Raw genomic sequence first — 7,158 nt, forward strand, 5'->3', positions numbered from 1 at the left:
ATTCCGTGACCTTACCTGCGTTCCGGGGCGGAGCCCGAACGGCTTGCAATCCGGCGCTATTCGGCACCCACGTCGAGCACCAGTTCGCGCCCCGCCACCCGCGCCAGGTGCGCCATGCGCCCATGCGGCCGCTCACCCATCAGGGCGGCGTGCGAGCGCGGCAGGAGCAGCGCCAGCGTGCCGTCGGCTCGCTTTTCCCATTTCAGTTGCGGGATGATGCCCGGCATGGATGCTGTCAGAAGGTAGACCACGCGCAAGAGGCCGCCAAGCAGCCGCGCGCGCTCCACATAGTGCGGTCCGGCGAGCGCCCGCATCTCCGGCGACAGCGCATCGTCGAAAAGGCCCTCGTGCCGAAAGAGGTTGGCAAGGGCGATAAAGGCGCGGCCGGGATGGTCGATGCCGCTGAAGGAGCCGTGGGAAATGATGTTGAGCGACTGGGTGCCGCGATACTCGGGATGCGCCCGCCAGCCGATATCGGCAAGCAGGCAGGCGGCGCGGCGATAACGCGCGTCATCCTCGCTCTCCTCGATACCGAGCGCGGCGAAGGCCGTCCCCGTCCACTCCGCCAGTTCGCGCGCGTGGGTGATTGAGCGCGAGCGCAGCAGCGCCAGTTCCTCGGCTGCGGACAAAAGCGGATCGGTGCGGCGTTCCTCCTCCTTCAGAAGCGAATAGAGATAGCCCTCGCGCACGCCCGTGGCGGAGATGACGATTTTCGACGGTCGGGCCACGCGCATGAGTTCAAGAAGCACCGTCGCGCCATAGGGCAGCAATGCCCGGCGGTTCTTCGAGATGCGCTGGATGCCCCTCATCTTGCCGGTTTCGCCGGCCGCGACGCGCTTGAGAAACCCGGAATCCGCCTGGGGATCGAGCTCGTAGTGATGCATTACTGGCAGCGCATACCGGTTCGTGTACATGTGCAGGCGGGCCAGATTCCGCCATGTACCGCCGACACAGTAAAAGGTGCGTCCTGCTCCGTGCTCCAGCCAGGGCGCGCGGGAGAGCTCGGTTGCGGCGATCCCCGCCGCCTCGTTTACTGAGGATCCGGCCATCTGGCGCAGCCGCAAGCCTCCGAGCGGCAGGGTGATGCCCTCCCCGAGGGTCTCTCCCTCAAGATCGACCAGCTCCAGGCTGCCACCACCGAGATCGCCGACAATTCCATCGGGCTTGTGAAAGCCCGATATGATGCCGAAAGCCGAATAGCCCGCCTCCTCACGTCCCGAAAGGACGCGTATCTTCGTTCCCAGGATGTCCTCGGCGCGGCGTATGAAGTCCGGCCCGTTGGTGGCCTCGCGCGCAGCCGCGGTGGCCAGCACGTGCAGCGACTGCGCACCGGCCTGTTCCGAAAGCGCCCGGAAACGGCGGAACTCCTCGATGGCGCGGCTCACGCCATCGGGGTCGAGCTCTCCCGTGGTGACGATCGAGCGTCCGAGACCGGCCAGCATCTTTTCGTTGAACAGCACGGTGGGCGCGCGGGCGATGCCCTCGTAGATCACGAGACGAATCGAATTGGATCCGATATCGATGACCGATACGGGCCGCCGGTCCTGCAACCGGCCCTGGGAGGCGGTGATCGGCACGGCTTACTCGCCGGCTGCGACCTTCTTGCGCCGCTTGAAGGCAGCGATCCTCCTCGGCGCATGAGACTTCAAGGCGTTGCCGCGCCCGGACAGGCTGGGGTTGGTCATGAAATATTCCTGAGCGTTGAAGGCTTCCTCTCCGTCCTCGGGCAATATGCGCCGCGAGGTTCCGTCAGGCAATACTTCGAAGCTCTGCTGGTTGTCCATGATATTTCCCAGCATAATCTGCCCAAGCACCTGCTCGTGAACGGTCGGGTTGGTGATGGGCACCATGGCCTCGACGCGCCGGTCGAGATTACGCGGCATGAGATCCGCGGAGGAGACATAGATAATTGCCTCGTCGGAGGGCAGCCCGTGTCCGTTGCCGAAGCAGAAGATCCGGCTGTGCTCCAGAAACCGGCCGATGATCGATTTCACGCGTATGTTCTCCGAAAGGCCAGGCACCTGCGGCCTGAGACAGCAGATGCCGCGCACCACGAGGTCGATCTCCACGCCGGCACGGCTGGCCTCGTAGAGCGCGTCGATAATCTTTGGATCGACCAGGGAGTTCATCTTCATCCAGATCTGTGCCGGCCGGCCGGCCCTGGCATGGTCCATCTCCTCGCCGATATGCTTTAGGATCCGGCTGCGCAGCGTGAAAGGTGAGACGGCAAGCTTCATGTCCACGTCCGGCTCGGCATAGCCGGTGATGAAGTTGAACACCTTCGCCACGTCGTGCGCGATGACCGGATCGACCGTGAAGTAGGACAGGTCCGTGTAGATGCGTGCGGTGATCGGGTGATAGTTGCCCGTGCCCAGATGCACATAGTTGCGCAGGCGCCCGTCCTCGCGCCGTACCACGAGCGACATCTTGGCGTGTGTCTTCAATTCGATAAAGCCGAACACCACCTGCACGCCGGCCCGTTCCAGGTCGCGCGCCCAGCGGATGTTGGCCTCCTCGTCGAAACGCGCCTTGAGCTCCACCAGCGCGGTCACCGTCTTGCCGGCCTCCGCCGCGTCGACGAGCGCGCGCACGATCGGGCTGTCGTTCGACGTGCGGTAGAGTGTCTGCTTGATGGCGACCACCTCCGGGTCGCGGGCGGCCTGGCGCAGGAACTGCACCACCACGTCGAAGCTCTCATAGGGATGGTGGACGACGATGTCCTTCTCGCGGATGGCCGCGAAGCAGTCGCCACCGTGCTCGCGGATGCGCTCGGGGAAACGCGGATTGTAGGGCGCAAACTTCAGCTCGTCGCGCGGCAGCTTGACGATTTCGGAAATCTGGCTGATCGCCAGCGGCCCGTCCAGAACGCTCACGCGCGCCGCCGGAACACCGAGCTCGCTCGCCACGAACTCGCGCAGGCTTTCGGGCATCGAGCTTTCGAACTCGATGCGGATAACGGAACCGCGGCGCCGGCGCTTCAAGGCACTTTCGAACAGGCGCACGAGGTCCTCCGCCTCCTCCTCCACCTCGATGTCGCTGTCGCGGATGATGCGGAATGTGCCCGAGCCGTTGACCTTGTAACCGGGAAAGAGCTTGCCGATGAACATCTCGACGATGTCCTCGAGCGGAATGAAACGTACGCTCCTGCGCCGCTCCGGCAACGCCACGAAACGATCGAGCGCGACCGGCAGGCGCAAGAGCGCCGTCATGGTCTCGCCATTGCCGAGATGCTGGAGATCGAGCGCGATCGAAAAGCCCAGATTGGGAATGAAGGGGAACGGGTGCGCCGGGTCGATCGAAAGCGGCGTCAGCACCGGATAGATGGCTTCGAGGAAGTGCTCCTCCACCCATTTCCTGTCCTCGCGCGTCAGCGCGTCCGGGCGGATGATCTCGATGTTTCCCTTCTTGAGAAGGTCTAACAGGGCGATCAAGCTGGCATGCTGCTCCATCTGCAGGCGGCTGACCTCCCGCAACACGTGTTCGAGCTGCTCCTGCGGGGTTCGCCCGTCAGCGCTGCGGGTGACGATTCCCTCGCGCACCTGGCCGGCAAGCCCGGCTACGCGCACCATAAAGAACTCGTCCAGATTGTCCGCGGAGATGGAGAGAAAGCGCACGCGCTCCAGAAGCGGGTGATTGGTGTTCTGCGATTCCTCCAGCACACGCCGGTTGAATTGGAGCCAGGAGAACTCCCGATTGACAAAACGGTCCGGGCTGGATTTGGCGATCTCGTCGACCGTTCCCGGCGCTGTCGGAAATTCGTTCTTGACCGGTTTCAATTCATTCATGAGTCACTCGTTCACGCTCGTCTCTTCGGTGACGGCCCGCCTGCCCCTGATGACGTATCTGACAGGATTTTACGACAGTTTCATATCACACGCTTTCCGGCGCGCCATTTCGGATTTCGCTTGGTATCACCCGAGCCATCCGCCTGTGAACTAGTCGGGCATTTCAACGCGAATTTTGATTGCCGCATACCAGGCCGCGACATTGGCTATGTCTTCATCGGTAAGGTCTTTTGCCACCACGTTCATCATCTCGCTCTTGCGCGTGCCCGAGCGAAAAGCCTTGAGCTGTGTCTGGAGATAGATCGCGCTTTCACCGGCCAGATGCGGGGCAACCGGCATCTGCGCGATTCCGTCGAGCCCGTGGCAGGTGCGGCACTGTGACGACGCGATCCGCCGTCCTGCCTCCAGATCGGCACCGGCGGCCGGAACGGAAGCGCCTGCCGTGAGAAAGGCGTAACACAATAGTTTCGGGATGTCCGTCATTTCACCGTCCGTTCGAAGAGGCCTGCCGCCTTTGGCGGCAGGCGCGGTTACCGCTGCTTCACTCTCCATATGCGATCCGGTAGAGCGCACCCGTCAGATCGTCGGAGACGATGATGGAACCGTCGCGCAACTGCGCCACGTCGACGGGGCGGCCGAGATATTCCCCGTTTTCGTTCAGCCAGCCTTTTGCGAAGACCTCCGTGTCTCCCGCCGATCCGTCCTCGTTGATTGCCGTAAACATGACGCGGGCACCGATCGGCGTCGTGCGGTTCCAGGAACCATGCTGGGCGGAGAAGATGCCGCCGCGATATTTGTCCGGGAACTGCTCTCCCGTATAGAAGACCATGCCGAGATCGGCCGCATGCGCGACCGTTTCCACCGCCGGCATCACCACGTCGGCCGGCACTTCCTCGTCCTTGTATTCGACGGTGCGCACGGAGCCGCCGCCATACCAGGGGAAGCCGAAATGCTGGCCGGCTTCCGTCTGGCGGTTGATCTCGCCGGGCGGAATATCGTCGCCCATGCCGTCCACCTGGTTATCGGTGAACCAAAGCTCGCCATTGGCCGGATTGAAGTCGTGTCCGACGGAGTTGCGCACACCGTAGGTGTAGACCTCGCGCCCGGTGCCGTCCTGGTTTATCCGTATGATGCCGCCGATGCCCGTCCGCTCGTAAAGGTCCAGCTTTTCCGGTGGCGGCACGTTGAAGGGCTGGCCGAGCGAGATGTAGAGCTTGCCGTCCGGTCCGATGCGGCAGACACGAGCGGTATGGTTGTAGCTTTCCTCGTCCGGCGGAATGAGTTCACCCTGCTTCACCACCTCGAAGGCGGCAACGTCGGGGCTTTCGTAAAAGAACTCGGCGGCCGGATAGGAAATGACGCGGTTCTGCTCGGCGATGTAAAGGACGCCGTCGGGCGAAAAGCACGGTCCGTTGGGGATCGTCATGGCGAGCGACGGCGCGAAATCCTTCACCTCGTCGGCGACGCGATCCTTATCGCGGTCCGTCACCGACCAGACCTTGGTCTTGCGCGTGCCGACGAACATCACCACGCCCTGCGGCCCGACGGCCATGTGCCGGGCGTCCGGGACGATCGCATAGAGGCTGATAGTGAATCCTTGCGGCAGGCTGATCTGCTCCAGCGTGCGCTTTATAGCCTCGGCCTTCGGCCCACTTTGCTCGATCTCGGTAAACTCGGTCGTGCCCGTCGTCTTGAAAGACCCCAGCTTCTCGAGATTGCTTGGCTGGGGCTGCGCAGATGACAGCATGGTCGTTCCGGCGAGAATAGCCAGAGACCCCAGAAACATCCTATTCATTGCTTCCTCCCAAAAGCGTTTTTGCCGGGTAGCAGATATAATGTCCGCCCAAATCTGCGTGATGACAATGGCAACCGCGACTTTACCGGCGTGCGACCGGGTTAGGACGGTGTGCGGGCGGAAATGAACGGATCGCCGATCGTGATCGTTTGCGGCAAACTGCTGCGGAGGCTTCCCAACCCGTCGCTTCGGCGAAAGACGGCTGCCAGGCACGACCGCGAGGCTTGGGGGCTTGCAATCACGTCGTATTTGCGCCAAACGCAGCGCAAACAGCCACGCGCGGGAGAGGAAGAGATGGCGGGTCACGCAACACCCCACTTCCACAACACGGACGGCCACCGGTCGGTCGAGATCGGTGTCAAGGAGTTCATGTGCGTGGGTGCCTATCCGCCGAACGATCACCCGCATGTCTTTCTCGACATGGGTGACGACGAAGAGCGGATCTGCCCCTATTGCTCGACGCTTTATCGCTACAATGCGCAGCTGAAGAGCGACGAGACCATCCCCGAAGGATGTCGCTTCCGCGAGGAGGCGGCCTAAAGGCCTCGGTGAGCGACCGCGCTGTCACCGTCGCAGGCGCTGGCATCGCCGGCCTGACCGCCGCCTTGAGCTTCGCCGCCAAGGGCTTTTCCGTCACCGTCTTCGAGAAGGCCGCGCATCTCGACGAGGTCGGCGCCGGCCTTCAGCTTTCCCCCAACGCAACGCGCGTTCTCGACCGGCTCGGCGTTCTCGATCGCCTCTCGGGAAATGCCGTAGAGCCGCGCGGCATCGTCCTGCGGGACGCCGCAAGCCTGGCCTCCCTCGCCTGCATACCGCTCGATGCGGCGGAGAAGCGCTGGGGCGCGCCCTACCTCGTCGCGCACCGGGCGGATCTGCAACGGGTGCTTCTGGAGCGCGTCCGAGAGAGAGAGAACATCACCCTGGAAACCGGGGTTGCCGTACGTGGCGCCACGTTCGGGAAAACCGGTGTGACGGTCGAGCTTGACGGCTCACCGGGGGAGCGCCGCCTCGCCGCCGGGCTGCTGGTCGCCGCGGACGGCGTCTGGTCCGCGCTGCGGCCGCTGGCAAACGCGAACCGGAGCCGCTTCACCGGCCACATCGCTTTCCGCGCGGTCGTGTCCCGAAGATCCGCCGGCCTCGACCATCTCACGCAGCCCGACACGGTAACGGCCTTCCTGGCACCCGATTTCCACGTTGTCGCCTATCCCCTGCGCGGCGGGGAAGAGATCAACCTGGTGGCGGTGACGAAAGGCGGGGAAATCCGGCCGGACTGGTCGAATGACGCCGATACGGCACATCTGGCGAGGGCCACCTCCCGCGCCGCCCCTGCCCTTTCCCACCTCATCGGAAGAACACAAGCCTGGACGGCCTGGCCCATTCACGCGGTGGAAGGCGACGGACCCTGGACGCATCCCGGCGGACTGGCGCTGATCGGTGACGCCGCGCACGCGCTCACGCCGCATGCGGCGCAAGGCGCCGCGATGGCGATCGAGGATGCCGCGCTCCTTGCCGAACTCGCCGCCCACGCGTCCGACACGGAAACGCTGCTCGGAACATTCGAGCGCCTGCGGCGGCCCC

6 protein-coding genes are annotated in these 7,158 nt (G+C 63.8%); 2 read left to right on the top strand and 4 right to left on the bottom strand.

Translation table 11 applies throughout. From position 1 onward, the window contains the following. Positions 1-56: 56 nt before the first annotated feature. From ACFP9U_RS11415 to ACFP9U_RS11430, 4 genes are all read right to left on the bottom strand, one after another. Complete coding sequence (locus ACFP9U_RS11415; RefSeq protein WP_378621468.1) at positions 57-1,577, bottom strand: Ppx/GppA family phosphatase; 1,521 nt, start codon at positions 1,575-1,577, stop codon at positions 57-59. Between the two features lie 3 nt (positions 1,578-1,580). Then, positions 1,581-3,785 carry an RNA degradosome polyphosphate kinase gene (locus ACFP9U_RS11420; RefSeq protein WP_378621469.1) on the bottom strand — a complete coding sequence of 735 codons (2,205 nt, stop codon included), beginning with the start codon at positions 3,783-3,785 and terminating at the stop codon, positions 1,581-1,583. 150 nt (positions 3,786-3,935) lie between these two features. Then, positions 3,936-4,268, bottom strand: a complete 333-nt coding sequence (locus tag ACFP9U_RS11425; protein ID WP_378621471.1) for a c-type cytochrome — start codon at positions 4,266-4,268, stop codon at positions 3,936-3,938. A gap of 58 nt (positions 4,269-4,326) precedes the next feature. Then, positions 4,327-5,580, bottom strand: a complete 1,254-nt coding sequence (locus tag ACFP9U_RS11430) for a PQQ-dependent sugar dehydrogenase (RefSeq protein WP_378621472.1) — start codon at positions 5,578-5,580, stop codon at positions 4,327-4,329. Positions 5,581-5,874: 294 nt separating this feature from the next. Here ACFP9U_RS11430 and ACFP9U_RS11435 point away from each other — a divergent pair, with 294 nt between their 5' ends. After that, complete coding sequence (locus tag ACFP9U_RS11435; RefSeq protein WP_378621474.1) at positions 5,875-6,120, top strand: zinc-finger domain-containing protein; 246 nt, start codon at positions 5,875-5,877, stop codon at positions 6,118-6,120. 8 nt (positions 6,121-6,128) lie between these two features. Beyond that, positions 6,129-7,158: FAD-dependent monooxygenase (locus tag ACFP9U_RS11440; RefSeq protein WP_378621475.1), on the top strand; the 1,030-nt coding region annotated here is incomplete at its 3' end.

It is taken from the genome of Nitratireductor sp. GCM10026969, from assembly GCF_042660605.1.
Lineage (GTDB): Bacteria > Pseudomonadota > Alphaproteobacteria > Rhizobiales > Rhizobiaceae > Chelativorans.

What these genes read in the sequence shown, in the direction of transcription:
- ACFP9U_RS11420 (WP_378621469.1), bottom strand. Translation starts at nt 3,785, where the DNA reads ATGAATGAATTGAAACCGGTCAAGAACGAATTTCCGACAGCGCCGGGA.
- ACFP9U_RS11425 (WP_378621471.1), bottom strand. Translation starts at nt 4,268, where the DNA reads ATGACGGACATCCCGAAACTATTGTGTTACGCCTTTCTCACGGCAGGC.
- ACFP9U_RS11430 (WP_378621472.1), bottom strand. Translation starts at nt 5,580, where the DNA reads ATGAATAGGATGTTTCTGGGGTCTCTGGCTATTCTCGCCGGAACGACC.
- ACFP9U_RS11435 (WP_378621474.1), top strand. Translation starts at nt 5,875, where the DNA reads ATGGCGGGTCACGCAACACCCCACTTCCACAACACGGACGGCCACCGG.